Source organism: Ruegeria sp. AB9, from assembly GCF_056542585.1.
Genome location: NZ_JBQGAA010000006.1, coordinates 152,293 through 178,277 on the forward strand (window position 1 = coordinate 152,293; position 25,985 = coordinate 178,277).

Sequence of the window (25,985 nt, forward strand, 5' to 3'; positions counted from 1 at the left end):
GCCGGCCTCACCCAAAGACGGCTGTGACAAGATCGAGGAGCCCGCGTTTGATGTCCTCGTCATCGGTCAGAGGTTCAACCATAGCGGCAAGGATGGCGCGGTCGGTGGACATGCCCTGTGCGATAAGTGTCGCGGCATAGACAACCAGACGGGTGGAAACGCCTTCCTCAAGATCCTGACCCTTGAGCCCGCGCAGCTTTCCTGCCAGGCGGACCAGCGGTTTGCAGCGCTCCAACGGCAGGCCACTTTCCTGTGCGACAACTTCGGCTTCCATTTCGGGTGACGGGAAGTCGAATTCAACCGAGATAAACCGTTGGCGGGTCGAGGGTTTCAGGGTTTTCAGGATATTCTGGTAACCGGGGTTATATGAGGCGACCAGCATGAATCCGGGTGCGGCTTCAAGCTCTTCGCCGGTGCGGTCGATCGGCAGGATGCGCCGGTCATCAGTCAGTGGGTGCAGAACGACGGTAACGTCCTTGCGGGCCTCGACCACCTCGTCGAGGTAGCAAATCGCGCCTTCGCGCACCGCGCGGGTCAGGGGGCCATCGACCCAGACTGTTTCGCCACCCTTCAGCAGATAACGACCAATCAGATCGGCTGCGGCCAGATCGTCGTGGCAGGCCACTGTATAAAGCGGGCGGCCAAGTTTTGCTGCCATGTGGGCCACAAAGCGAGTTTTGCCGCAGCCTGTCGGGCCTTTCAGCAGAACCGGCAGATCGTTGTTGTAGGCGGCGGTGAACACATCGCATTCATCGCCCTGGGCGAGGTAGAAGGGGGCGTTCGCCGCCCCCTCTTTCAGTTTCATGGAGCCATCCATATCCATCACTCCGCAGGGGTTTCAGCTGCGCCGGGTTCAATGATCTCTTTCCGGGGAACCCAGATCGAGTAGATGAACAGCAGCGCACCCAGAACTACAACCAAGCCAGAGCCAAGGCGCATCCAATAGAAGATCGCAACCTGATCCTGCACATCCATGAAGTAGTCTCCGACCACCCGCTGCATGTGGGTTTGAACAGTACCGGCAAAAGTCAGCACGAAGGTCATGAAGACCATGCCGCTGGTCATCAGCCAGAACGAACCCATATTCAGAACCTGATTATAAGGATCACGGTTCTTGAGGATCGGCATCGCGTAGCTGAAGATCGCCAGGTTGAGGCAGACATAGGCACCATAGAAGGCCAGGTGACCGTGCGCCGCAGTAATCTGCGTACCGTGGGTATAGTAGTTCACCCCGTGCAGCGTGTGCAGGAAGCCCCAGATACCGGCACCAAAGAAGGCCAATGTGGCACAACCCAGCGACCACAGCAGAGCGGCCTTGTTGGGGTGATCACGACGGCCTTTCCAGACCATGACGAAGGCAAAGGCCATCATTGCGAAGAACGGGATCACTTCGAGGCTCGAGAAGATCGAACCGATCCACTGCCAATACGCAGGCGTACCGATCCAGTAGTAGTGGTGGCCGGTGCCAAGGATGCCCGAGAACAGCGCCGCAGCGACGATGACATAAAGCCATTTCTCGACCACCTCACGGTCAACACCGGTCAGCTTTAGCATCAGATAGGCCAGGATCGAGGCCATGATCAGTTCCCACACGCCTTCAACCCACAGGTGGACAACGTACCACCAGTATTGCTTGTCCAATGACAGGTTGCCCGGGTTATAGAACGCAAACAGGAACAACAGCGCCAGACCCCAAAGACCCAACAACAGGATGTTGGTGATTGCGGTCTTCTTGCCTTTCAGAACGGTCATCGACACGTTGTAAAGGAAGATCAGCGCGGCCACGACGATGCCAGCCTTGACCCATTTGGGCTGCTCAAGGAACTCGCGCCCCTCTTTGCCCAGCAGCCAGTTTCCTTCGAACAGGTTGAACACATAGGTCACAACCACACCCAGCGTGCCGACCACAAGGATGATCAACTGCAGATAGGCCAGCTTGGGCGAATGGATCTCGCGTTCAGCCTCTTCCGGGATCAGGAAATAGGCGGCCCCGAAGAAGCCCAGAATAAGCCAGACGATCAGAGAGTTGGTGTGCAGCATCCGCACGATGTTGAACGGCAGAAGCTCACTCAGGAAGTTGGGGAATACATAGATGAAACCGGCCAGAAGGCCGCCGATCACCTGTATCGCGAACAACGCCATGGCTACCGCAAAGTAGGCATAGGCGATTTTTTGGGATTCGTATTTCATTGCTCCGTTCCCTTTCTCAGCCTGCCTCATTGGGCGGCCAGCCCTGTGCGTCGATATTGTCCGTCCAGATCAGGAAGTTGGCCAAGTCACGGAGTTCTTCGTCGCTGAGGTTGAAATTGGGCATTTGCCGACGACCGGGAATGCCGGTCGGTTGTGCTTCCATCCAGCCCTTGAGGGACTCAAAGGCTGATTCCGGGTCGTCCAGCACGCCCCAGCGTGTCATCACATTGCCGACTTCAGGGGCAAAGTAGGCCCCTTCACCCAGAATCGAATGACAGTTAACACAGGCGTGTTTTTCCCAGACATGTTTACCCCGAACCACACTGTCATCAAGCTTCGCGGCATTTTCGGAATTGACGATATACCAGTGGGAATGGGCCGAAAGGGCCAAAAAGATGAGAATGAAGAACAGTGACCCGCCATAAAAAATATTGCGGGCCATGCTCTTTGTCATGACGTCTCGCATTGCGCTCTCCTTTGCGCAGATTAGCTAGTGTCGGCAACATGACGTGCGGGTCACAGGGCCGCCTTAACGAAAGTCAAGACCTGTCACGAGATCAACCGGATGGTTCAGAACTGAGCGATTTAGACCGGCCAGTCGCCGGGAAAAGAAGATATGTAAATCAATTTGCGAATAGCATTGCTGTTTTGAGTGTTCTCTCCATGATATAGCCTTCAAATTGCCGCAAGTTTGTGCCAAGCGTTATGAAAGGAAGGAAAGTCACCGTATTTTCCTTTGTATGGGTTAGATTTCAGGTGCCACGGTAGCGCCAATGGTCAAAAGGTACGAGTATGGCAAACTATTCCTATATTGGTTACGCCCTGGGGGTTATCACGGTCGATTTTAACGCGGGACCTGATTTCATTACTCTTGACGCCAATTTCGACCCTGACACGGATCGTCGAATATTTGATGTAAACGACGCAGCCGGTGGGACGATTCTGAACGGGGCGAACCCACTGCCCGATACCGGCACGGTTTTCAATGGCGACCGCTTCAACGACGAAAACGGTGACGACGCCACGCAAACCGGTGTGGTGACTAGTCTGGACGGATCAACCATTTTTGACAGCGGGGACATCTATCTCGAGGAATCTTATTCCCTGACCAATCCAACGGGCGGAACGATCAATGTGTTTCGGGTCGAAGTTGAGGGCAGACCGGTAGGTTACATCACATCCGAACCTCTGGTCCCGGGCCTCACCTATACTTTCCAGGTCTCGAACGTCACGCCCACCAACGCCCCTGACACTACAGACCCCACCGCAATTGTCGATGTGCCGTGCTTTGTTGCTGGAACACAGATCATGACTCCGACCGGTCCAACACCGATTGAGGATTTGAAAGTTGGTGATGTCGTTGTCACGGCAGATAATGGACCACAAAAAATACGTTGGATCGGTGCGCGCCATCTGGACCAGAAGACGCTTCACGCACGCCCCAAGCTGAAGCCCATCCGGATCAAGGCCGGTTCACTGGGCGATCAGTTACCCCAGTGCGATCTGTTTGTGTCACCACAACACCGTATGCTGGTCCGATCCCCGATTGCCGTCAGAATGTTCGACGCCAAAGAAGTTCTTGTTCCTGCTCACATTCTTGTCGGCGTTCCCGGCATTTCAATTGCAGAAAACGCCTGTGCGGTGACCTATGTCCATCTTTTGTTCGACCGTCATGAGATCATCTATGCAGAAGGCGCACCTTCTGAAAGCCTGTTTACCGGCGCGCAGGCCTTGTCCAGCGTTCACCCAGACGCACGGGCTGAAATTCTTGAACTGTTCCCTGAATTGGATCAGCCCAGTTACGTTCCGCTTGCGGCACGACAGATTCCGGACAAAGGAAAACGTGCCCGCGCATTGATCCACCGCCATATCAAGAATGAGCGGCCTCTGATCGCCGGCAGATAAGTTCCGCCTGAAAAAATTCAGGTTTGTTTCGCGGCACGGGGACCGGTCAAGGCAGGCCACATGGCGAACAGATACAGCCCTGTTGCGGCGATCCAAAATCCATCCGCAGCCAACATTGCCGTCATGTAACTGCCTGCCAATCCGGACCCCAGCCATCGAATGAGCGCCGCAGCGGCCATCAGCCCATAAGCAATCACCATGGGTGTTGGAGCGACAAGGGGGCGTCCGCTATGGCCCAAGGCTGCCCGGCTCATGACAGCGAGAGTCATGCCTCCAACACACCCGATGCCCAGAACATGAAGCGCGCCGATCTCATTACCCATTCCAATGGCAGCCAACCCCCATAGAATCAGACCAAAGGCCAGCATCCCGAGGCCCAGGTGCAGGGCGATCAGGATCGGTTGACGCAGAGCCCATCCGGTTCTCCAACGCGCCATGCGCATTAGCTGAACACCACCGAGCACAAGAGCAATGATTCCCGGTACCAGGCTAACATCCAGTGTCAGCACAAGCAGGGGCAGCAGCAGTGCCAGAATCATCGCCGCCTTATCCAGCCATGTCACGGATACCGGCCATGTCACCTCGGGCTGACCCGCTCGTTTCATTGCGTTGCGTGTAAAGGCGGGTGTGATCCGGCCACCCAAAATCGCAATCATCGAACACAAGGTCAAAAGCCCTGCCCGGACCCCGGTGTTCAGCGTATTCACGGTGACGCCCATCCATTCCAGGTGAACCATCACATTTGACGCCAGAATCAGAACCAGAAGATACAGAAATACCATATTCTGAGGCTTAGGCCGACGGACCAGTTGACTGGCAATCTTCAGCGCCAAAATCGGAACAAAACTCAGGTCCACGAATGCAACAAACAAGGGTGATAACGCGCCGGAAAACCAGACCGCCAAACGCCCGGCCATCCAGATCAATGCAACAAGCGTTATAAAACGGGCCCGCGCCTCGGGCGCACCAGTCCAGTTTGGCACAGCAGTCAGAAAGAATCCCCCCAAAGCGGCCGTCGCATACCCAAAGATCATCTCATGAGCGTGCCACATGACCGGAGGCATGGCGTAGCTTTGTTCCATATACGGCAATAGCCCGTCGAGCGACGCCAACCACACGCCCCAAGCAACTCCCGCAAACACACCGTAAACGCCCGCCGAGAGGAAAAAGACCCGGAACCCTTCACTGAAAACGCGTGCGATTACAGCTGACATGCCTGCTCTCCATAGCTTTTTCTGCCTTTGAGCAATGTGTAGTTCTTACACGACACGGCGCCCTTAACCGAAATCAAGACAGGACTTAAACATGTGTGAAAAACACAAGTTTTTTTGGTGATTTTGATCCGGGATTTCTGCCCAAAGTGCCCAGACTTCACCCTTCCCGTTGACTTTGGTCAAGGATAACATCCTCGTGATGTTTCACTCTCGGTAACGCCTCACCACGCATATGGAGAGTGATCATGTCACTTGGAATCAGCTACAACAAAACTGGCCGCGCCTTTGGGGTCGGTTTGGCAATGCTGCTGGGCAGCGTCGCTGCGCCAACCTTTGCCGAAGAGCCAACATTAAGCGACGAAGCTTTTGAGTCGTCCAAGCAGCTCTATTTTGAACAATGTGCAGGCTGCCACGGCGTTCTGCGCAAAGGCGCCACCGGCAAAAGCCTTGAGCCACACTGGAAGAAAACCGCAGCCGACGGCACTGTGACCGAAGGCGGCACACTTCAATTGGGTCAGGAACGCCTTGAAAAAATTATCGCATGGGGAACCGAAGGCGGTATGAATAACTTCTCGGACATCATGACCGAGCAGGAAATCAAGGATATGGCGACCTACATCCAGATGGAGGCCCCCAAGCCACCTGAGATGTCGCTGGAACAGATGATGGCGACCCGCAAGGTCTATGTCGAAGAAGAGGACTACCCGACAGAGCCGCTGCACGGCCGCAACTGGGAAAACTTCTTCGTCGTCATCGAGCGTGACGTAGGTAAAGTCGCCGTTATCGACGGTGACACCAAAGAAGTGCTGACACACATCCCGACCGGTTATGCCGTCCACGTTCTGAAAGCATCGGAGCACCACAGCATTACCGAACCGGAACATCCTGGCCGCTTCTGGTACACGATGGGCCGCGACGGCAAGATGACCAAGATCGACCTCTGGCAAAAGCCCGAGAACATGTTGGTTTCCGAAGTCAAGATTGCCTATGACGCGCGTGACGTGGCCGTTTCCGGCGACGGCAAGTACGTCATCGGTGGTGGTTACTGGCCGCCGCACTTCGCTATCGTTGACGCCCAAACGATGGAACCGGTGAAGGTTGTATCGACGCGTGGTGTGAACGTGGACGGCGACTATGTAGAAGAAGCCCGCGTGGCCGCAATCTACACCACGCCGAACGAACCGACCTGGATCGTTGCAATCAAGGAACTGGGCCAGCTGTGGCAGGTTGATTATACCGACCTGGACAACCTGCGGATCGACAAGATCGACTCGGCCAAGTTCCTGCATGACGGGTTCTTTGACCCGACAGGCCGCTATTTCCAGATCGCCGCAAACGCGTCGAACAAAATGGTGGTTGTCGACACCGAAACCCACAAACTGGAAGCAATGATCGATACGGCCGCGTTGCCGCACCCCGGTCCGGGTGCCAACTGGGTTGACCCGAATTGCGGCCCGGTTGCAGGTACGACCCACCTTGGCGTTGGCACCGTGACAGTCTGGGGTAACGACCCCGAGAACCGTCCGGACGATGCCTGGAAGGTCTGCTACGAAGTGGAAACCGACGGCCCCGGCCTGTTTGTCCGTACCCACCCGAATTCGGATTACATCTGGGCTGACCAGACCAAGCATCCGGAACCGGAAGTGCAGCAATCGGTGCAGGTCATCTCGAAAGAGACCGGTGAGATCGTGAAAACCATCCAGATCACCGAAGACGAAGGCAGTGCTGCCGTTCACTTCGAGTTCAACGCGGATGGCACCGAGGTCTGGGTTTCCAAGTGGAACCTGTCAGACTCGCTGGAGCCCAACGGGCAGATCGTGATTTTCGACGCCAAGACGCTGGAAGAAATCGGCCGCATCGAAGGGCTGTTTGCTCCGACAGGCAAGTTCAACGTCTACAACCGTTCGAACCACGTCACCTGACGAGCTCGCAATCATCATCGGAAAGGGCGGGCCCCTCGCCCGCCCTTTCCTCGTTTGAGACATCAGCCAAACTCACCGGCCTGCCACCCAAGGCCAGACAAGACAGCCAAAACGGAGCCCGGATATGACCTCCGAACCGGATAAGAAAAAACCGATCTGGCGCCGGTATTTCCTTTGGGGAATGCCTGTGGCCGGCATCGCCGCGGCCTTTGTCGGCGGCATCATCTTCTGGGGTGGGTTCAACACCGCCATGGAAGCAACAAACACCAAGGATTTCTGTATCTCGTGCCACGAGATGCGTGATTTCGTCTATGAGGAATATACCGGCACGATCCATGACGTGAACCGATCGGGCGTAGGAGCCGTCTGTTCCGACTGCCACGTGCCCAAAGACTGGACCCATAAGATGATCCGCAAGATCAAGGCGTCCAAAGAGCTGTACGGCAAGATGGTCGGCACCATCAACACACGTGAAAAGTTCGAGGCCAAGCGCGTGCATCTGGCCATGAACGAATGGGAGCGGATGAAGAAAACCGACTCTCGCGAATGCCGTAATTGCCACGATTTCGAATCTATGATGCCCGAGTTCCAGAAACCCCGCGCGCGTCAGCAGCACCTGAATGCGATGGAAATCGGCCAGACCTGTATCGACTGCCACAAGGGTATAGCGCACTCGGATGCCCGTGACCGCGCTGATGAGGAGTATCTGGAAGAACTGGAAGCGCCGAATCCTGCCTTTATCCGCCCGATTCCACCGGAATACATGGCCAGCCTTGCAAAGATCGAAGCCAAGGAAGCTGCTGAAGCCGAGGCTGAGAAAGCCGCCAAGATGGCTCAGCAAGAAGCTGTACAGGCCCAGATCGCAGCGGCTGTCGACGCAGCGGTTGCCGAAGAGCGCGCCAAGGCAAGCGGTGAAGAAGCCGCAGCACCCGCAGGCTCAGGCGGTGGCAGCGATGTCGGTGGCAACATCGACTGGAATGCCGTGGCTAGCGCGGATATGAAACTGTTCTACCCCGGTCAGGCCTCATTTGAGTGGGTGCAGAACGGAAAATTCCACGGCGGCGCCCGTCCGCTGACCAAGGGCGGCGATCAGTGCTCGACCTGTCACGCCAAGGAATTGGACGCAATCGGCAACAAAATTGTTGCGGGTGGCGATCTGGAACCGACGCCGATCCCTGGCAAGCGTGGTGTGATTGATGCAACCATACAGGCAGCTCATGATGATGAGAACTTGTACATCCGCATGCAATGGCCTGATGCTGGTCACAACCCGGTACCATTTGTCGACGGCGGCAAAATGGATCCGGAAAACCAGATCAAAGTCGCCATGATGATCACAGGCACCGGTATCGAGCTGGGTGATCAGGTAGGCTGCTGGGCGTCCTGCCACGCCGACAACACCTACATGCCCTTCGCACCCGAGGCAGATGCGATTGCCGCCAATGGTGATGTTGCGGGACGAATGAGCACGCAGGACACCGTGACCAAATACATCAGCGAAAGTCGCACGGATGTTGAGGTCAAAGGCCGCCGTGGCAAAGCTCTGGGTGGCTGGGACAAGTTGCAGGCCGCAGAACAGATCGAGCAGTATCTGGCCGACGGCACCTATCTTGATCTGATGCGTGTCTACGCCGACGGCAGCGCCACCAACGGCTATCTGCTGGAGCAGCGCGTGGTCAACGATGGCGAAATCGCCGCGTCGGCCGAATTGTCCGGCGGTATGTGGACTGTGGTCTTTACCCGCCCGCTGAACTCTGGCGCGCCCGGTGATGTGCCATTGGAAGCAGGCCAGACCTATACTGTTGGCTTTGCCATCCACGACGACTTTGCTGCTGCAAGGTTCCACCATGTGACGCTGAATACCAGTCTGGCGCTGGATGACGACAGCGCGTTCATCAACGTGGTAAAACAATAACGGGTCGGGGCCGGTTCATCCGGCCCCAACATTTTGGAAAGGAGACATGGACCATGAAACCCCAACGCCTTCTTCCTGTGCTGCTGCTTCTGGCCGCGCCCGGCTGGTCGGATGAAGCCACCGAAATCTGCGCCGAGGCCGAAGAGCGCTATGTCGAGCTGTTCGGTCAACCCTCGTCCGCTGTAGAGGACGCTGAAGTGGTATTGATGTACAAATACAATTTCTGCCCGTTCGAGTTGACGGTGAAGGCAGGCACAACTGTCCGGTGGGTGAATGTCGACAAACGCACCAGCCATTCAGTTCTGTTGAAGGACGGTAGCGAACCTGAAAGTGATCGTCTGTTCCCTGAGGAATCCGTTGAAATGACTTTCCTCGCACCAGGCCCACAAGACTATCTGTGCGGTCCACATTGGGAGACGCAGAACATGATCGGAATGATCACCGTCGAACCCTGAAACAAGGTAAGATACAGGCATGAAGAAGGAGCGCGGGGGCAAATCCCGCGCTCCTTAACTTATGTCAAGGAGGTTGGTTTTGGATTGGGCCAATCTCCCCTCATGACACGCCCGGCTCACCCAGCAACGTCATGCAAACGCAGCGGATCTGCGTGGAGATGCCGGGTTTCGAAGACTTTCAGACCAAGCGAGTTTGCACATGAGCGGTAAGGTTTTTCTGATTGGCGCAGGCCCCGGCGATCCCGAACTGATGACCCTGCGCGCACTGCGGATGCTGCAAGAAGCAGATGTCGTGGTTTATGACCGGCTGGTGTCCGCCGACATTCTGAATTTGCACGCGGAAGGCGCGCGGCTGATCCCTGTCGGCAAAGCCCCCAAATGCCACACCGTCCCGCAGGACCGCATCAACGAAATTCTGCTCGAAGAGGCCAGCGCAGGTCACAGGGTTGCCCGGCTGAAAGGCGGCGATCCCATGATCTTTGGTCGCGGCTCGGAAGAGGCTGCTTACCTGGTGGCCCGCGGTGTTGCCGTGGAATACGCGCCGGGCATTACGGCAGCCCAGGGGGCATCTTGTTCGACGGGTGTCCCGCTGACCCATCGCGGACTGGCGACATCGGTACAATATGTCACCGGGCATCGGCAGGCAGACAAGGTGCTGGATTTGGACTGGAAACGTCTGGCCGATCCGGACTCGACGCTGGTGGTGTACATGGGCGTTGCCAACATAGGTCAGATCGCCATGGGCTTGATGACCGAAAACCTGCCAGGATCGACGCCGGTTCTGGCAGTGGGCAAAGCCACAACACCTGAAGAGCGACGTCTTGTGTCGCGGCTTGACCAGCTGTCCACGGATGTACGTGCTGCCGAGCTGAAGGCGCCAACGCTGTTTATTATCGGCAAAGTGGTTTCGCTCTATGCCGAACGGCCTGTGGCAGAGATACTGGAACAGGCCCATGGCTAAGCTCGGAAAAAGAGAGCGAGGAATTAGCCCAACGCGGGCGGAAAGGACGCCGGCGCGCTCGGGATGGGCGGCGCGAACCAGTCTGACCATCGCGGTTCTGGCCGCGACCTCCGCTTTCGCGGCTGATGTCATCGACCCCGATACCCTGAAAAGACTTGTGCATCAGGATTGCGGCTCCTGTCACGGCTTGTCCCTGAAAGGTGGTCTCGGCCCCGACCTGCGCAGTGAGACACTTGAACATTACGACGCGGACGTTTTGACCAGCGTCATCCTCGACGGCATCCCTGACACGGCGATGCCCCCTTGGCGGCCCCTGATCAGCGAAGAAGAGGCCGAGTGGATTGCCCGTTACCTGCTGGAACAGGAGGCACAATGAAACATTTCATCCTTGGTCTGGCGGCCACACTGATGATGACCACAGCTCAGGCTGAACCTACCGCGACAGGCGACCTTGGCCTCGTCATCGAACGCGCCAAGGGCTCGGTTCTGCTGGTAGATCAGTCCGACCGTGCAGCTCTGGCCCGTATCGAGGGATTGGGCGACCTGTCTCATGCTTCTCTGGTCTATTCACCCGATGAACGCTTTGCTTACGTCTTTGGCCGCGACGGCGGGTTGACCAAGGTCGATATCGTGACCCGTCAGATTGTGAACCGCGTTGTGCAGGCCGGTAACGCCATTGGTGGTGCGATCTCGGACGATGGTACGCTTGTGGCTGTGTCGAATTATGAACCCGGTGGCGTTCGCGTGTTTGATGCGGACACCCTGGAAATGGTCGCAGACATCCCGACCGACAGCAAAACCATCGGTCTGGTCGATGCGCCGGGCCGGCGTTTCGTTTTCACGATGTGGGACACAGGCGAAACCTGGATTGCCGATTTCGCAAAGGGTGCACCAGAGATCACCAAGATCCCTGACATGGGCAAGAACCCCTATGACGCGCTGATTACCGCCAACGGCCGTACCTACATTACCGGTCTGTTCGGCGAGGACGGCCTGACCGCGCTTGATCTGTGGTCCGAAACCCCCGAACCGATCCGTGTACTGCCCGATTACGGGCGTGGGCAGGAAGAAATGCCCGTCTACAAGATGCCCCATCTGGAAGGCTGGGCGCTGACTGGGAGCGAGTTTGTTCTGCCCGCCGTTGGCCATCACGAGGTTCTCTGGATCGACGCGGACACCCTGACCGAAACCGGACGCACCAAGACCCATGGCCAGCCGGTCTTTGCCATGGCACGCCCTGACGGGCGACAAGTTTGGGTGAATTTCGCCCATCCGCTGAACGATACGATTCAGGTGATCGACAGCGTCAGCAAAGAGATCATCCACGAATTCAAACCCGGCCCGGCCGTATTGCACATGGAGTTCACACCGCGCGGGCATGAGGTTTGGATCAGCGTACGCGACGCCAACAAAGTCATGGTTTACGACACGCATAGCTTTGAAAAACTGCGCGAGATCGATGCAGATAGCCCGTCGGGCATTTTCTTCACTGCTCGCGCCCACAGAACAGGGCTGTAACGGATGCAACATATTACGGACCCGATCGACCGCCGTCTTCTGGATGAGTTTCAACGCGATTTTCCGGTCACCGAACGACCGTTTCAGGTTCTCGGAAACGCACTCGGGCTGGACGAAGCCGAAGTTATCCATCGCCTGTCCCGGATGCGCGCCACAGGCCGCATCACACGAGTTGGTGCAACCATCACGCCCGGCGCGGTAACGGCCAGCACTCTGGCTGCCGTGTCGGCTCCGGAAGATCGGTTGGAGGAGGTCGCTGCGCTGATCGACGCTGAACCCGGCGTAAATCACAATTATCAACGCGAAGATGCGTGGAACCTCTGGTTTGTTGCGACAGGGCCGGATCGAGCGCATGTCAATGATACCCTTGCGCGGATCAGTCGGTCCACAGGATTGCAAGTGCTGGATTTGCGGCTGGTACGCCCTTTTAACGTGGATCTTGGTTTTCGCATGACCGGCGGCATCAAAAACGTGCCCACAGCGCGAAAGGTCGATGCATCGGTGATGCGCGAAGGTGATCGTTGCCTGCTGCAGACGCTGAGTTCCGGGTTGACGCTGGTCACGGAACCTTACGCGGCTCTGGCCCGTTCGTTGAACAGGGATGCTGCCGACGTGATGGAGCGGGTCGTTGCTTTGCATGCAGCCGGAATAATTTCGCGTCTTGGCGTCATCGTACGTCACCGGGCGCTTGGCTGGTCAGCCAATGCGATGGTGGTCTGGGATTTGCCAGCAGAGCAGATTGACACCGCCGGTCCCGCTTTGGCCGCCTTCCCCGGAGTGACTTTGTGTTATGAGCGTAATCCGGTTCCTGATGTCTGGCCCTATCGCCTGTATTCCATGATCCACGCCCGTGCCCGAAACGAGGCTTTGGATATTTTGGCCGGTGCAGTTGCACTGCCCGAACTGGCCGGAGCACGAAACAAGGTCCTGTTTTCAACCCGCTGCTTCAAGCAAACCGGTGCGCTAATAAAGGCCAAGGAGGTCGCCGCATGACGCTGGACCAAACTGACCGAGCAATTCTGAATCGTATGCAGGACGATCTGCCACTGACTTCGCATCCTTACGCCGCGGTGGCAGAAGAGCTTGGCCTGCCCGAGGCCGAATTGCTGTCGCGCCTGACGCGCATGAAGGAAGACCGCGTTATCACGCGCTTCGGTCCGTTTTTCGACGCTGCCGCCATGGGCGGGGCCTTCTGCCTTTGCGCCATGGCCGTTCCAGCCGAGAATTTCGAGACCGTCCTGACCAAAGTCAATGCGCATCCCGAGGTGGCGCATAATTATGAACGCACGCACCGGCTGAACATGTGGTTCGTGCTGGCCACCGAAACACCCGAGGGGATTCAGGCCGCTGCCGATGCCATTGAACGGGAAACGGGGATTACGGTTCTCTGTTTCCCCAAACTTCAGGAATTCTTCATAGGCTTCCGGGTGGCGGCATGATCGACGCAACAGACAGACAGATAATCGAGGCGCTGCAGGGGGGGTTGCCCCTGACCCCGACCCCGTACGCTCAGGTTGCCAATGATCTGGGGTTGCAGGAAGCTGACCTTCTTGAGAAGCTGTCATCTCTCAAAGCGCGCGGTGTGATCCGCCGCATTGCTGCCGCTCCCAATCACTACAAACTCGGCATGGCCTCGAACGGCATGACGGTCTGGGATGTAGAAGATACCAGCGTCACCAAGCTGGGCGCACAGATCGGTGCCCTGCCCTTCGTGACCCATTGCTACGAACGCCCCCGGGCATTGCCAGACTGGCCGTACAACCTGTTCGCTATGGTGCACGGCGTCGACAAGGCCGAGGTAGAAGAAAAACGGGCCGAAATCGCCACGATCCTGGGTAAGGCCTGCCGGGCCAAAGATATCCTTTATTCCACGCGCATTCTGAAAAAAACCGGTTTGCGCCTGAAGCAGAAAGGCTGAGACATGTTCCGCCTGACCGAATACATGCACCAGTTGGTTAAACCGACGCCGGTGCGCAAACGCCGCCCCGGTCCGGTAAAGCCGGTTGTGATCTGGAATCTGACTCGGCGTTGTAACCTGAAGTGCCGCCATTGCTACACCGTCTCGGCGGATGTCGCGTTCCCGGGTGAGCTCAGCCATGAGCAAGCCATGGTAACCCTTGAGGATCTGGGCCAGTTTCGCGTCCCGGCCCTGATCCTCTCGGGTGGGGAACCGTTGGACCGGTTCGATTTCTTTGACATCGCGACACGCGCACGCGAACTGGTACCAATGCTGGCATTGTCGACCAATGGTACACGGATATATGACGAAACCGCTGACATGATTGCTGACGTGGGCTTCAACTATGTCGGCATCTCGCTGGACGGGATTGGGGCCACGAATGACTGGTTCCGTGGCGTCGAAGGCGCCTTTGCCGACGCCCTGCGCGGCGTGCGCGAATGCAAGAAACGCGGTATCAAGGTCGGCCTGCGGTTCTGTCTGACCGAAGGCACACAGCATCATTTGCCTGACTTGCTGCAACTCTGTGATGATGAAGGCGTCGACAAGTTCTACCTGTCTCACCTTGTCTACGCCGGGCGCGGCGATAAGAACCGGGGTGAAGATGCCGAACATCAGCGTACTCGCAAAGGCCTGGATCTATTGCTGGAGCGTGCGTGGGAAGCCGCTTCGGGCGGCCGCCCGCTGGATATCGTGACAGGAAACAATGACGCCGACGCGGGGTATTTCCTGAACTGGATTCGCGCGCATTTCGACGCCGAAAAAGCCGCACATGTGCGCGAACATCTGGCCGCATGGGGTGGAAATTCCAGCGGTTTGGGCGTCGCAAACATCGACAATCTTGGCCGGGTCCATCCGGACACATATTGGTCCGATTACACGGTCGGTAATGTAAAAACCAAAACGTTTTCCGAACTCTGGACCAGCGATGATCCGATGCTTGCCATGCTCCGCACGCGCCCACGCCCGCTGAAGGGACGCTGTGGTGCCTGCGAGTTGAAGGACGTTTGCGGCGGCAATACTCGCATCCGTGCCTTGCAGTTGACCGGTGACCCATGGGCCGAAGACCCAGCCTGTTACCTGTCAAACGAAGAAATCGGTGTGGATGACGCAGGAGAGCGCCTGCAGGTCACACCGTTCCGAGGGAAAAGCCATGATCCGGCGCATCAATTCTTTTAAGACATTCACATTCGGTACTTTGTGCTCCGTGTTACTGGCGGGAACCGCCTGGGCGGACGCCCAGGCGGACTATGCCGAACACTGCGCCTCTTGCCACGGTGAGAACCGGCTTGGCGGAGTTGGCCCTGCACTGATCCCAGAGACACTCAAACGCATGCGCGGGCCCCGAGTTGCCGCAGTGATTGCCGAAGGGCGCGCAGCGACACAAATGCCTGCCTTCTCTCATGAGCTGGACGCTCTGCAAATCGAAGAATTGGCGGGCTGGTTAAAATCGCCATTGGAATCCGACCCTGAGTGGGGCGAGACCGATATTATGGCCAGCCGAATTCTGGACGAGGAATATGTGCCGGTGGATGCGCCCGTCTGGTCCAGCGACCCGATGAACATCACTCTGGCCGTCGAGACCGGGGATCACCATGTCAGCGTTCTGGACGGTGACACATTCGAGGTGCTGGATCGTTTTGAAACGCCATTCGCCGTTCATGGCGGACCGAAGTTCAGCCCGGACGGACGGTACGTCTTTATCATGTCCCGCGACGGTTGGGTTCAGAAGTATGATATTTGGGCGCTAAAACAGGTAGGGCGCGTACGCGCGGGCCTGAACAGCCGCAATATCGCGATGTCAGGTGACGGCAAATGGGTGGCGGTGGCGAATTATTTGCCCAACAGCCTGACATTGCTGTCGACCGATGACCTTTCAGTTGCAAAGGTGATTGAAGTCAAAAGCAAAAAAGGCAACCCAAGCCGCGTTTCAGCCGTGTACCAAGCCCCCCCGCGTGAGAGCTTTGTTCTGGCGCTGAAGGACGTGCCCGAGATTTGGGAAGTGTTCTACGGAGCCAACCCGCCACAATTCGGGCTGGGTCATGATTTCCGCATCGAAGGCCAATTCAAGAACCCCGACCCTTTCCCTGTGCGCAAGATCACCACGCCTGACTATCTCGACGATTTCTTTTTCGACCAGAGCTATGAATATGTCATGGGGGCGTCCCGCGATGGCAAGGGCGGGCAAGTGATTGATCTGGTGATTGGGCACAAGGTGGCCGATCTGGATCTGCCGGGGATGCCACACCTGGGTTCGGGCATCACATGGAAGCATGGCGATACATCCGTGATGGCGACGCCACACCTGACCGATGGCACCGTTTCGGTGATCGACATGGAAACCTGGGAAACCGTCAAACGGATCAAGACCGAAGGCCCGGGGTTCTTCATGCGCAGCCATGAGAATTCGCCTTATGTCTGGGCGGATGTTTTCTTTGGTCCCAATAAGGACGCCATGCACGTCATCGATAAGCAAAGCCTTGAAATCGTAAAGACTCTGCGCCCCGCTCCCGGAAAAACCGTGGCCCATGTGGAGTTTACCAAGGACGGCAGTCACGCTTTGGTTTCGATTTGGGAAGATGACGGCGCGGTGATCGTTTATGACGCGCAGACGCTGGAAGAGGTCCGCCGCCTGCCAATGCGCAAACCTTCGGGGAAATACAATGTCTGGAACAAGATCACCTTCTCAGAAGGAACCAGCCACTGAGGATAAATGGCCGGTCTGGAAACTGGCTGTTTTGCTGTACCCGGCCACGGCGCTGACCGTGGCCATCAACCTGTTTTTGCTTGGCCTGATCCTGCACAGCGCCGGGTTCGGCGCAATTGAACCGGTTCCCGCAATCCTGTGGTCGATTCCACTGGGAATTCCAGCAACTTGGCTGGCTGGCCGGTGGGTGCGCAGATTGATGGACGAGGCCGACGAATAGGTGCAATTTTTCAGGCACCTGACCTAAGTCAAGTCTCCGCCTGAGAGAATCCCATAGGGTTCGGGAAAGCTTGCCGAGTTGGATTCTCAATGCCTGCCTTCCGCCCTCCGCATAACCTGTTTGATCGCGTGTCCCGCGCGGTGTGCGGATTGGTGGGCATATTCCTGTTGCTTTTGCAAATGCTTGGCCCGGTGCTGGCGAGTCCCGGGGATAGCATGTGGATTGAGATCTGCTCGGAGGCAGGGGCGGTCTGGGTCGAAGTGGACCTTGAAGAAGGCACCGATGACCCGACCGCGCCCTGTCCGAAATGCGCCGACTGCGCGCTATGCGCGGTGACCGCGGCAGCACCGCTGCCCGACCTGCCGCTGCTGGCACGCGCCGAAAATGCACAGATTGTACCTGTTGCAAACAGGGATCTGTGTACTTTGTACAACTCAAAGCGACTGTGGCCCGAAACCCGAGGGCCCCCGTTTGCGACCCACGAAGAATCTGAACGCGCCCCGCGCGCGTCCATGGCGTTCACCCAAGTAATCGGAGGTGCGCCGTGGTCGTAAGTCGCGCAATCCATTTCCTGCTGGCTTTCACTCTGTCCTGCCTGATGGCGATCAGCGCCCATGCCGACAGCCTGGCCAGTTTCCTGCCCGACATTGAACCTGCCGATCTGGCCCCCGGCGCGGATGCTTTTGGTCCGGTACGGGACGACGTGAAAGTCGCCCCTGTGCTGAAAGGCGGCGAGACCATTGCTTGGGCCTTCCTGACTTCTGACTTTGTCGGCACGACGGGTTATTCAGGAAAACCCATCCACGTGGTTGCCGCTATAGATGAAGATGCGGTGCTGACCGGGGTACAACTGGTCAAGCATTCCGAACCCATCGTGCTGATCGGCATCCCCAATTCCCGCATGGTTGAACTGACCGAAGGCTACGCCGGGCTCGACCTGAAGGTTGAAGCCGAAACCGGGGGCGAGGGGCACGACCTCGACATTATCTCAGGCGCGACCGTCACGATCATGGTGATCGACGACAGCCTTGTGCGTGGCGGCATCAAGGTGGCGCGTGCGCTGGGTTTGGGGGGGTTGTCCCCGTTGCAGGCTGATGGACCAAAGCGCGAAATCGATATGGCGAAGAACGCCATATATGACTGGTCGACCCTATCAGGTGACGGCTCTATCCGACGGCTGACGCTGGATGTAGGACAGGTCAATGCCGCCTTTGAGGCAACCGGCGATCAGCGTGCCATCAAACGCCCCGAACCGGGCGAGCCTGATGACACCTTCATCGACATGCATATGGCGCTGGTCTCGGTCCCATCGATTGGCAAGTCGCTGCTGGGTGAAGCTGAATACCAGAATCTGGTGAACCGTCTGGACGAAGGCGAACAGGCCATTCTGGTGCTGGGCCGTGGGGCCTATAGCTTCAAAGGCTCGGGCTATGTACGCGGCGGCATTTTTGACCGCATTCAGCTGATCCAGGGCGACAACTCGGTCCGCTTCTTTGACAAGCAGCAAGAGCGGCTGGGCAAAGTCGCGGCCCCTGATGCGCCGAGTTTCACCGAACTGGACATCTTCAAAATCCCCGCTGAGGCCGAGTTTGACCCGGCTGAACCGTTCCGCCTGCAACTGCTGGTGCAGCGGGCCGTTGGGGCGGTTGAGAAAACCTTTCTGACCTTCGATCTGGGCTACAAGCTGCCCGAGCAGTATCTGCTGCCCGTCACCGCCCCGGCTGTAGTGGACGACGCAACCGGAGAAGCGGCGGCCAAAGCCGCCCTGTGGCAGCGTATCTGGAGAGACCGTACCGTCGAGATCGGTGTCCTTGGCGTCATGCTGCTGGTGCTGACGGCAACCTTCTTCTTCCAGTTCCACGCGACGATGAATGCACGTGTCTTCTACTGGTTCCGCATCGGCTACCTGACCATGACACTGTTCTTCATCGGCTGGTACGCCAATGCTCAGTTGAGCGTCGTGAACCTGATGGCGTTGGCGGGCAGTCTGCGCACGGGCTTCTCATGGGATGCTTTCCTGCTGGACCCGCTGGTCTTTATTCAATGGTTTGCCGTGGCCGCCGCCCTGCTGTTCTGGGGTCGTGGAGCCTATTGCGGCTGGTTGTGCCCGTTTGGGGCGCTGCAGGAGTTGACCAACAAGGTTGCGCGCGCGCTGAAAGTTCCGCAATGGACTCTGCCCTGGGGTCTGAACGAACGGCTGTGGCCCGCAAAATACATGATTTTTCTCGGCCTCTTCGGTCTGAGCTTTGTCTCAATCCCACTGGCAGAAAAATACGCCGAGATTGAGCCGTTCAAGACCGCGATTATTCTGAAATTCATGCGTGACTGGCCGTTTGTGGTCTTTGCGCTGCTCCTTCTGGGGATTGGGCTGTTCATCGAACGGTTCTACTGCCGCTACCTCTGCCCGCTGGGCGGAGCGTTGGCGATCCCCGCCCGTATCCGCATGTTCGACTGGCTGCGCCGCTACAAGGATTGCGGCGCCCCCTGTCAGACCTGCGCCAACGAATGCCCCGTTCAGGCGATCCATCCAACCGGTGAGATCAATCCGAACGAGTGCGTCACCTGCCTGCATTGTCAGGTGCTCTACCAGTCCGAGGACAAATGTCCCGTCGTTATCCGCCAGCTGAAGCGGCGGGCCAAGACGGGGTCGGTCCAGATGAAGACCCCACTCGGACAACCACCGGCGAACCATCCGAACGCCAAACCGCAATCCGTTTCCTAAAAAAGGAGGAACGATCATGTCGGAACAAGACAACAAACTGAACATCACCCGCCGCGGGATGCTAGGCGCCACCGCCACAGGTGCCGTGCTGGCAGGGACCGGTCTGGGCTCGACCCTGATGACCGCGAAACAGGCCAGCGCTGCGGCGAATGCCAATCTCGAACCCGGTGAATTGGACGAATACTATGGCTTCTGGTCCTCGGGTCAGACCGGCGAACTGCGCATCCTGGGCTTCCCGTCCATGCGCGAGCTGATGCGAGTGCCGGTATTCAACCGCTGCTCGGCCACCGGCTGGGGTCAGACCAACGAGTCGCTGAAGATCATGACCGACGGTCTGCTGCCGGAAACCAAGGAATTCCTCGCCAAGCGCGGCATGAAAACCTATGACAACGGCGACCTTCACCACCCGCACATGTCGTTCACCGATGGCACCTATGATGGCCGCTATCTGTTCATGAACGACAAGGCCAACACCCGTGTTGCCCGCGTGCGCTGCGACGTGATGAAATGCGACAAGATCACTGAGATCCCGAACGCCAAGGCGATCCACGGTCTGCGTCCGCAGAAATTCCCGCGCACTGGTTATGTCTTTGCCAACGGCGAAGATGAAACACCGCTGGTCAACGATGGCAGCGTTCTGGATGATCCGTCGCAATACGTGAACATCTTCACCGCGCTGGACGGCGACACCATGGAAGTGGCGTGGCAGGTGATCGTGTCGGGGAACCTCGACAACACCGACTGCGACTATCAGGGTAAGTACGCCTATTCGACCTCGTACAACTCGGAAATGGGTATGAACCTGGCCGAGATGACCGAGAACGAGCTGGACCACGTCGTTGTTTTCAACCTCGCGGAAATCGAAAAAGGCATCGAAGCCGGCGATTATCAGGAGCTGAAAGGTGTCAAGGTTCTGGACGGCCGTAAGGGTCAGAACAAGAAATACACCCGTTACATCCCGATCCCGAACTCGCCGCACGGCATCAATACCGCGCCTGACGGCAAGCATGTCTGCATCAACGGCAAGCTGTCGCCGACCGTATCGATCATGGACGTCACCAAGCTGGACGCCCTGTTCGAAAGCGATGCCGATCCGCGGTCCTGCATCGTGGGCGAGCCGCAGCTGGGTCTTGGCCCGCTTCACACCGCATATGACGGTCAGGGCAACGCGTTCACTACGCTGTTCCTCGACAGCCAGATCGTGAAGTGGAACATCGATAAAGCAATCGAAGCGTACGGTGGTGCTGACGTCGACCCGATCATCTCGAAGGTCGATGTGCATTATCAGCCGGGTCACAACTCGACCTCCATGGGTGAAACCAAGGACGCCGATGGCAAGTGGCTGATTTCGATGAACAAGTTCTCGAAAGACCGCTTCCTGAACGTGGGTCCGCTGAAGCCCGAGAACGAGCAGCTGATCGATATCTCGTCCGATGAGATGAAGGTGGTTCACGACGGCCCGACCTTTGCCGAACCGCATGACTCGATCATCGTTCGCAGCGACATCGTCAACCCGGTCAACGTCTGGGACCGCAACGACGTCACTTGGGAAGACGCCCGCAAACAGGCCGAAGCCGATGGCATCGATCTGGAAGAAGGCGCCGAGGAACCGATCCGGGACGGCAACAAGGTGCGGGTCTACATGACTTCGCAAGCCCCAACCTTCAGCCTCGAGAAGTTCACCGTCAAACAGGGTGACGAGGTGACGGTTTATATCACCAACCTGGATGACGTGGACGACGTGACCCACGGCTTCTGCCTGGGTAACTATGGCATCGCAATGGAAGTTGCACCGTTGGCAACCGCCTCGGTCACCTTCACCGCTGACCGTCCGGGCGTACACTGGTTCTATTGCCAGTGGTTCTGCCACGCGCTGCACATGGAAATGCGCGGCCGGATGCTGGTCGAACCGCAGGGAGCATAACCCATGCGCTGGTCCCTGCTCATACCGCTCCTGCTCGGCTCGCCCCTTTGGGCGGCGGACTGGGATGTGCCCAACCGGGCGGGGGCCATCAATGAAACACTGGCGCAGGCGGCGGATGGCGACACCCTCCGCCTGAGCCCCGGTGTCTACACCGAAACGCTTGTGCTGGACCGGCCCGTCACGATTGACGGGCTGGGACAGGCCACCATCGACGGACAAGGCGCAGGCAGCGTCATCACCGTGACCGGACCGGGCGTGATCGTACGCGGTCTGACAGTGATCGGCTCGGGTTCAAGCCATGACGGGATCGACAGCGGTATCCAGCTGACCAAAACGGCAAAAGCGCCGGTGGTTGAGGATAATGTGCTGCTGGGCAATCTCTATGGTGTCGACATTCATGGTGCCAAGGACAGCATCGTCCGTGGTAACCGGATCGAAGGTCGCCAGGACCAGCGGATGAATGACCGCGGCAATGGCGTCTATGTCTGGAACGCGCCGGGTGCGGTGGTTGAAGGAAACGACATCCGCTATGGGCGTGACGGGATCTTTGTGAACTCGTCCAAGAAAAACACCTTCACCGGCAATCTGTTCCGCGATCTGCGATTTGCCGTGCACTATATGTATGCCGACGACTCTGTCGTCAGCGACAACATCTCGATCGGCAACGATCTGGGCTATGCAGTGATGTTCACGACCAATGTGCGGGTGGCCAACAATGTCTCGATCAGTGACCGTGAGCATGGCGTTATGCTGAACTACGCCAACAAAAGCGTTATCACCGGCAACGTGGTGAAAGGTGCAAAGGAAAAATGCACCTTCCTCTATAACTCCAACAAGAACGAATTCACCGACAACTGGTTCCAGGGATGCGGCATCGGCATCCACTTTACCGCCGGCAGCGAACGCAACCGCATTGTCGGAAATTCATTCATCGGCAACCGGACGCAGGTAAAATACGTCTCGACCAAATGGGTCGAGTGGTCCGAAGACGGGCGCGGCAATTACTGGTCCGACTTCGCCGCCTATGATGTGGATGGCAACGGTATCGCCGACGCCCCATATCGCCCCAATGACAGTATGGACCATGTGCTGTGGACCCAACCCTCAGCCAAACTCCTGCTCGGCTCCCCTGCCGTGCAACTGGTGCGCTGGTCTCAATCCGCCTTCCCGGCCCTGCTGCCGGGCGGCGTGATGGACAGCAACCCACTGATGCAAGCCCCTGAACCCCCAGCTATGAAAAAGGTGCCTCATGACGGACAAGGCCCTGTCAATTGACCATGTCTCAAAGGACCGCGGGAAGACCCGCGTTCTTGACGATATCACCCTGTCTCTTGCCCCCGGTCAGCGCGTTGCGCTGCTGGGCCACAACGGCGCGGGCAAGTCGACCCTGATCAAATCCATCCTCGGCCTGACGCCAATCCACGGCGGAGCCATTCGAATCGGAGATGCCACTCCCGGCAGCGCGCAGGCACGTCGCGAAACGTCCTATCTGCCCGAAGCGGTGTCGTTTCACCCAGCCCTGACCGGGCGCGAGCAGTTAACGCTGTTTGCCAAATTGTCCGGCACCAAGGCGGATGTACCCGGCCTGCTGGAGCGTGTTGGTTTGAGCGACGCCTTGGACCGTCGGATCGGAACCTATTCCAAAGGCATGCGGCAACGTCTGGGTCTGGCGCAGGTGCTGCTGGGTCAGCCGAAAGTGGCGCTTCTGGACGAACCGACAAGCGGGCTGGACCCGATCTCGCGCCAGGACCTTTACGCCATTATCGACGAGCTGGCGGCGCAGGGCACCGCCGTTCTGATCGCGTCTCATGCGTTGACTGAAGTTGAGGCGCGCACCGACCGCATTGCTATCATGCGCAAAGGCCGGATGGTCGCCGATGACACGTTAAACAACCTCTCGGCGCTGGCGGGTCTGCCAATCCGCCTGAAGGTGCGCGCAAGCGCAAACGTCGATGCCCTGGCCGCCGAACTGGGCGGCAACCGGATAAACGGCGCGTCAGTTGAACTGCTCTGCAGCCCCGACGACAAGATGGAGGCCCTGCGCCGCATTGCCGGGCTGGGCGACGCGGTGGCGGATGTGGAAATGACGCCGCCCAAGCTGGAAGACCTGTATCGCCACTACGCACAGGAGGGAATTCAATGACCCGCTTCCTCGCCATCACCCGAACCGAAATGCTGATCCTGCGCCGCAACCGCTGGCTGCTGGTCGCCACGCTGATCATGGTGCTGTTCGCTTTGGCGCTGACCTTTGCGGGTAGCGCACCAACCGGTACGTTGGGCGTTGATATGCTGACCGTCTCGGTCGCATCAATGACCACTCTGTCGGTCTACCTCGCGCCCCTTCTGGCGCTGATGATCTCATTCGACGCCATCGCGGGAGATGTGGACCGGGGCAGCCTGTCGCTGCTGTTGTCCTACCCGGCCGGGCGAGGAGAAATCCTGCTGGGCAAGTTCACCGCACACCTTGCAGCACTCGCATTTGCCATGACCATAGGCTTTGGCACTGCAGGTGCAGTGGCCGCCTTCTTTGGTGGTGCCGGGCCGGAAAGCCTGATGGCTTTGGTCCGCCTCATCCTCACCTCGATTCTGTTGGGCGCCGTGTTTCTGGCGCTGGGATACCTGCTGTCCGCTCTGGCGAGGGGCGCTACAGCGGCGGCAGGTCTGTCGGCCGGGCTTTGGCTGGTCTTTGTCGTCCTCTATGATCTGGGCCTGTTGGGGGCTGTCGTCATGGACAAGGGCGGCACATTCACCCAATCCGTCTTTCCATGGGTGATGGTAGCCAACCCGGCCGACGCATTCCGACTGTGGAACATCGCTGCGACTGAAGGCGTGGCAATGGCATCAGGCATGACCGGGGCCGCGCAGGCCCTGCCAGTCTGGGCCGCGCCTGCCTCTTTGTTGATCTGGCCGGTCATAGGCTTTGCTCTTGCGCGGTTGGCATTCCGGAGGGTCGAGCCATGAAACACCTCGCCCTGATCGCGTTGATCGCGTTGACCGCTTGCAAGGAAGAGGTCGCCGAGGCCCCCGATCCGGTCGATCTGACCCCCGATGCGCTGAGCTTTTTCTGCCAGATGAACATAGCCGAGCACGGCGGCCCCAAGGGCCAGATCCATCTGGAGGGGTATCCCGCACCCCTGTTCTTTGCGCAGGTACGCGACATGGTGGCATACCTCAAAAGCCCCGAACGTGATGCCGACATCACCGCTGTCTATGTCAGCGATATGGGCGTCGCGCCAAGTTGGCGACAACCGGGTATCTCGAACTGGATCGCGGCCGAGGGCGCGACTTTTGTTGTTGGCGCCAATGTGGCTGGCGGCATGGGCGCGCGCGAAGTGGTGCCATTTGCCGATCCTGCTGATGCCCAGGCCTTCATTAAGATCTACGGCGGAACCCCATTGAGTCTGCCTGACATCCCGGATACCGAAGTGCTCGGCCCTGTCGATCTTGAACTGCCGTTGGAGACCCCCGTATGACCGCCCTGTCCCGCCGCCGATTTCTGATCATCTCAGCCGCTTGTGCTGCGGCCACACCGGCTGCGGCCTCTGACGCGCGCTGGCAGGGCACTGCGCTGGGTGCCGCCGCAAGCCTGCGGTTGGTCGGGCTGACGGATGCTGAAGCCGCACCTGTCATTGCCGCCGTTGAGACGGAGGTTGCCCGGCTGGAGGACATCTTTAGCCTGTACCGCCCTCAGTCGCAGCTCAGCCGGTTGAATCGCGACGGAGTTCTGACAGCGCCCGCTCCTGAAATGTTGAACGTGCTGAGCCTGTGTTCAGCGCTGCATCAGGCCTCGGACGGAGCATTTGATCCAAGCATTCAACCTCTGTGGTACGCTTTGGCCACTGGGGCACGTCCTGAAGATTTGGTTGAAATTCAGCAAGTGATAGGCTGGGAACAGGTATCCTTCGACGCTTCGGTCGTGCGTCTTTCCGTGCCCGGCCAGTCGGCCCTGACATTGAACGGCATTGCGCAGGGCGCGATCACGGATAGGATCGCTGCATTGCTGCGCGACTTCGGTCTGCGCGACATTCTGGTTGATATGGGCGAGGTTGCTGCCGTGGGTGCACGGGGCGATGGTACGCCTTGGAAAGTCGGTTTGGCAGCGCCGGATCAGACGGTTCTGAAGCGGATCGCATTGCGCGACCGGGCCGTTGCGACATCGTCTTCGCTGGCGACTCAGCTTAGCCAGGGATTCGGACACATCATTACCCCGGATGGACCTGCAAGCCGCGACAGAACCGTTTCGGTTTCCGCCCCGGAAGCGGCAATTGCAGATGGGCTGTCCACGGCGATTTGCGCGGCATCTGCCGACAAAGCGAATAAGATCGCAGGGCGCTTCCCCGAAGCCCGTGTCGAGTTGAATGTATGACAATGGATC

The 25,985-nt window shown here is 58.1% G+C and carries 25 protein-coding genes; 21 read left to right on the forward strand and 4 right to left on the reverse strand.

What is annotated here, in order from left to right:
* Positions 1-7 precede the first annotated feature (7 nt).
* Genes ACR0K5_RS14605 through ACR0K5_RS14615 form a run of 3 tightly spaced genes read right to left on the reverse strand, consistent with a single transcriptional unit; the run spans position 8 to position 2,656 of the window.
* Complete coding sequence (locus ACR0K5_RS14605) at positions 8-817, reverse strand: AAA family ATPase (protein ID WP_480630381.1); 810 nt, start codon at positions 815-817, stop codon at positions 8-10.
* A 5-nt stretch (positions 818-822) separates the two neighbouring features.
* Positions 823-2,190 carry a cbb3-type cytochrome c oxidase subunit I gene (locus ACR0K5_RS14610; protein ID WP_480630382.1) on the reverse strand — a complete coding sequence of 456 codons (1,368 nt, stop codon included), beginning with the start codon at positions 2,188-2,190 and terminating at the stop codon, positions 823-825.
* A gap of 16 nt (positions 2,191-2,206) precedes the next feature.
* Positions 2,207-2,656, reverse strand: a complete 450-nt coding sequence (locus tag ACR0K5_RS14615; protein ID WP_480630383.1) for a c-type cytochrome — start codon at positions 2,654-2,656, stop codon at positions 2,207-2,209.
* A gap of 326 nt (positions 2,657-2,982) precedes the next feature.
* Between ACR0K5_RS14615 and ACR0K5_RS14620 the strand changes: the two genes are divergently transcribed.
* On the forward strand, positions 2,983-4,095 hold the full coding sequence (locus tag ACR0K5_RS14620) for a Hint domain-containing protein (RefSeq protein ID WP_480630384.1): 1,113 nt from the start codon (positions 2,983-2,985) through the stop codon (positions 4,093-4,095).
* A 17-nt stretch (positions 4,096-4,112) separates the two neighbouring features.
* Here ACR0K5_RS14620 and ACR0K5_RS14625 read toward each other — a convergent pair whose 3' ends face one another.
* The gene (locus ACR0K5_RS14625; RefSeq protein ID WP_480630385.1) at positions 4,113-5,309 is read right to left on the reverse strand and encodes an NnrS family protein; all 1,197 of its coding nucleotides are present in this window, start codon (positions 5,307-5,309) and stop codon (positions 4,113-4,115) included.
* Between the two features lie 245 nt (positions 5,310-5,554).
* On the opposite strand from ACR0K5_RS14625, the gene ACR0K5_RS14630 reads away from it, so the two are divergent.
* The 20 genes from ACR0K5_RS14630 (at position 5,555) to ACR0K5_RS14725 (ending at position 25,976) form a co-directional block, all read left to right on the forward strand.
* Positions 5,555-7,231 (forward strand): cytochrome D1 domain-containing protein, encoded by a 1,677-nt coding sequence (locus tag ACR0K5_RS14630; RefSeq protein WP_480630386.1) that lies wholly within the window; start codon positions 5,555-5,557, stop codon positions 7,229-7,231.
* 124 nt (positions 7,232-7,355) lie between these two features.
* The gene (locus tag ACR0K5_RS14635; protein ID WP_480630387.1) at positions 7,356-9,146 is read left to right on the forward strand and encodes a NapC/NirT family cytochrome c; all 1,791 of its coding nucleotides are present in this window, start codon (positions 7,356-7,358) and stop codon (positions 9,144-9,146) included.
* A gap of 53 nt (positions 9,147-9,199) precedes the next feature.
* Positions 9,200-9,601 (forward strand): cupredoxin domain-containing protein, encoded by a 402-nt coding sequence (locus ACR0K5_RS14640; RefSeq protein ID WP_480630388.1) that lies wholly within the window; start codon positions 9,200-9,202, stop codon positions 9,599-9,601.
* Positions 9,602-9,800: 199 nt separating this feature from the next.
* Complete coding sequence (gene cobA / locus ACR0K5_RS14645) at positions 9,801-10,562, forward strand: uroporphyrinogen-III C-methyltransferase (RefSeq protein ID WP_480630389.1); 762 nt, start codon at positions 9,801-9,803, stop codon at positions 10,560-10,562.
* Positions 10,555-10,938 (forward strand): c-type cytochrome, encoded by a 384-nt coding sequence (locus tag ACR0K5_RS14650; RefSeq protein ID WP_480630390.1) that lies wholly within the window; start codon positions 10,555-10,557, stop codon positions 10,936-10,938. The genes cobA and ACR0K5_RS14650 overlap by 8 nt, the downstream gene beginning before the upstream one ends.
* Entirely contained in the window at positions 10,935-12,080 is a 1,146-nt protein-coding gene (locus ACR0K5_RS14655) for a cytochrome D1 domain-containing protein (RefSeq protein ID WP_480630391.1), read from the forward strand. The genes ACR0K5_RS14650 and ACR0K5_RS14655 overlap by 4 nt, the downstream gene beginning before the upstream one ends.
* 3 nt (positions 12,081-12,083) lie before the next feature.
* The gene (ahbB, locus tag ACR0K5_RS14660; protein WP_480630392.1) at positions 12,084-13,073 is read left to right on the forward strand and encodes a siroheme decarboxylase subunit beta; all 990 of its coding nucleotides are present in this window, start codon (positions 12,084-12,086) and stop codon (positions 13,071-13,073) included.
* Positions 13,070-13,519 carry an Lrp/AsnC family transcriptional regulator gene (locus tag ACR0K5_RS14665; RefSeq protein WP_480630393.1) on the forward strand — a complete coding sequence of 150 codons (450 nt, stop codon included), beginning with the start codon at positions 13,070-13,072 and terminating at the stop codon, positions 13,517-13,519. Before ahbB (ACR0K5_RS14660) ends, ACR0K5_RS14665 begins: the two co-directional genes overlap by 4 nt.
* A complete protein-coding gene (gene ahbB, locus ACR0K5_RS14670; protein ID WP_480630394.1) occupies positions 13,516-13,998 on the forward strand; it encodes a siroheme decarboxylase subunit beta in 483 nt (160 codons plus the stop codon). Before ACR0K5_RS14665 ends, ahbB (ACR0K5_RS14670) begins: the two co-directional genes overlap by 4 nt.
* A 3-nt stretch (positions 13,999-14,001) precedes the next feature.
* The gene (nirJ, locus tag ACR0K5_RS14675) at positions 14,002-15,216 is read left to right on the forward strand and encodes a heme d1 biosynthesis radical SAM protein NirJ (protein WP_480630395.1); all 1,215 of its coding nucleotides are present in this window, start codon (positions 14,002-14,004) and stop codon (positions 15,214-15,216) included.
* Positions 15,191-16,744 (forward strand): cytochrome D1 domain-containing protein, encoded by a 1,554-nt coding sequence (locus tag ACR0K5_RS14680; RefSeq protein WP_480630396.1) that lies wholly within the window; start codon positions 15,191-15,193, stop codon positions 16,742-16,744. Before nirJ ends, ACR0K5_RS14680 begins: the two co-directional genes overlap by 26 nt.
* On the forward strand, positions 16,701-16,964 hold the full coding sequence (locus ACR0K5_RS14685) for a hypothetical protein (protein ID WP_480630397.1): 264 nt from the start codon (positions 16,701-16,703) through the stop codon (positions 16,962-16,964). Before ACR0K5_RS14680 ends, ACR0K5_RS14685 begins: the two co-directional genes overlap by 44 nt.
* 89 nt (positions 16,965-17,053) lie before the next feature.
* The gene (locus tag ACR0K5_RS14690) at positions 17,054-17,518 is read left to right on the forward strand and encodes a DUF2946 family protein (protein ID WP_480630398.1); all 465 of its coding nucleotides are present in this window, start codon (positions 17,054-17,056) and stop codon (positions 17,516-17,518) included.
* Between the two features lie 44 nt (positions 17,519-17,562).
* Entirely contained in the window at positions 17,563-19,686 is a 2,124-nt protein-coding gene (locus tag ACR0K5_RS14695) for a 4Fe-4S binding protein (RefSeq protein ID WP_480630448.1), read from the forward strand.
* A gap of 16 nt (positions 19,687-19,702) precedes the next feature.
* Entirely contained in the window at positions 19,703-21,610 is a 1,908-nt protein-coding gene (gene nosZ / locus ACR0K5_RS14700) for a TAT-dependent nitrous-oxide reductase (protein WP_480630399.1), read from the forward strand.
* Between the two features lie 3 nt (positions 21,611-21,613).
* Entirely contained in the window at positions 21,614-22,885 is a 1,272-nt protein-coding gene (locus ACR0K5_RS14705; protein WP_480630400.1) for a nitrous oxide reductase family maturation protein NosD, read from the forward strand.
* A complete protein-coding gene (locus ACR0K5_RS14710; protein ID WP_480630401.1) occupies positions 22,860-23,753 on the forward strand; it encodes an ABC transporter ATP-binding protein in 894 nt (297 codons plus the stop codon). The genes ACR0K5_RS14705 and ACR0K5_RS14710 overlap by 26 nt, the downstream gene beginning before the upstream one ends.
* Positions 23,750-24,571, forward strand: coding sequence for an ABC transporter permease (locus ACR0K5_RS14715; protein ID WP_480630402.1), 822 nt, complete (start codon positions 23,750-23,752; stop codon positions 24,569-24,571). The genes ACR0K5_RS14710 and ACR0K5_RS14715 overlap by 4 nt, the downstream gene beginning before the upstream one ends.
* Positions 24,568-25,083, forward strand: a complete 516-nt coding sequence (locus ACR0K5_RS14720) for a nitrous oxide reductase accessory protein NosL (RefSeq protein ID WP_480630403.1) — start codon at positions 24,568-24,570, stop codon at positions 25,081-25,083. The genes ACR0K5_RS14715 and ACR0K5_RS14720 overlap by 4 nt, the downstream gene beginning before the upstream one ends.
* A complete protein-coding gene (locus ACR0K5_RS14725; protein WP_480630404.1) occupies positions 25,080-25,976 on the forward strand; it encodes an FAD:protein FMN transferase in 897 nt (298 codons plus the stop codon). The genes ACR0K5_RS14720 and ACR0K5_RS14725 overlap by 4 nt, the downstream gene beginning before the upstream one ends.
* Positions 25,977-25,985 lie beyond the last annotated feature (9 nt).